The sequence below is a fragment of the Microbacterium sp. Bi128 genome (assembly GCF_918698205.1).
Genome location: NZ_CAKKMM010001424.1, coordinates 1 through 1,287, shown reverse-complemented (window position 1 = coordinate 1,287; position 1,287 = coordinate 1). Strand labels below are relative to the sequence as shown.

The following is a 1,287-nucleotide window of genomic DNA, read 5'->3' as shown; positions in this document are numbered from 1 at the left end:
GTCGAGAAACTTATGTTGCGGGTATCTCCTGGGACCAGGGTTGGCCGCGGTTCGATGAGGACCGTTATCAGGTTCCCGTCGTCGGGTCTTCGTTTATTGACGATTTCTCTTCAGACAGCCTTCACCCGCGGTGGATTTCACCCGGCCAGGACGCGGCTTCGTTTACGGCCGAAACCCCCGAAGGTCTCCTTATCAGGCAGAGCCAGACGGGCAGCGTTCCCATCTTGGCAACCAGGGTCCTCGGACACGTTTGGGATGCACGCGCTTCGGTTCTTCTCTCGGGTGACGAGGCGGTCAGGTTCCTCCTGAGGATGGACGACTTCCATTGGTATGGCATCGAAGCCTCCGGACGCCAAATCCGGGTCGTGGCCCAGATCGGACCCCTTCAGCAGGTGGTCGCGACAGCGGAAATCGACCCAGCACCTGGACCATTTCAGCTACAAATCGCATGCAACGAGTCACCCTTGGCGGGCCAACCGGGCATAAATACTGGGCCGGACGAAGTCACATTGGGCTTTCGAGAGCACGGCGAGCTGACGACGCTCGCGCGGATGGACGGCCGGTATCTGTCCACAGAGGTCGCCGGCGGGTTCACCGGCCGCGTTGTCGGACTGGCGGCAACCAGCGGCAGCATTATCATCGAACGGTTCGAATACAACCATCACGATTAGCGCCGCTCGAGTTCGTCCATCCCTGAGAGTCTCCGGCCCCATTTAGGGCACGATTGCGCTCTCCCAGCCAGTGCGGGAGCTCCACAGTCGGGGAGGAATGCGTGCGAACCCTAAACGCCGGCTTCGACGGCTCGTCAAACAGTGGAATGTGAATGACTGCTGGTCGCATTCGTGGACTCATCGCACGAGGGATGCTGCGCGGCTGACCGCCGGCGGTTCTCCAGGATCAGTGGCAGAAGGGCCGCAGGGGAGGCAGCAACGGCGGCGGCCTGCGAGGCTTCCTCGGCCTCGCCGTATCCCCAGAGTGCGAATATTGTGGGGATTCCGTGTATAGCTGCTCCCGCGACGTCGTAGCTTCGGTCTCCGACCATTGCGGGACTGGAGATGTCTACGCCTGTGGAATGGAGCCGAAGCAGCAATTCGGCGATGACGTCTGCCTTGCTCGCTCTTCCCTCACTATCTGACGCTCCGCATACGGTGATGAAGTGGCAATCAATTCCGAACATTCGTGCCAGTCTTTTTGCTTGATCTTCAACCTTGGATGTTGCTACGGCCATCGGAATGCCGGCCGAATGTAGGCGTTCGAGTAGATCGATGATCCCGTCGTAGGGGCTGG

General features: G+C 60.1%; 1 protein-coding gene and 1 pseudogene. One reads left to right on the top strand and one right to left on the bottom strand.

The annotated features are described in order from the left end of the window. Nucleotides 1-671, top strand: a pseudogene (locus LQV45_RS33345) (hypothetical protein); the annotation flags it as partial. Nucleotides 672-805: 134 nt separating this feature from the next. On the opposite strand, the gene LQV45_RS33340 reads toward LQV45_RS33345, so the two are convergent. After that, nucleotides 806-1,287: HAD hydrolase-like protein (locus tag LQV45_RS33340; protein WP_230012030.1), on the bottom strand; the 482-nt coding region annotated here is incomplete at its 5' end.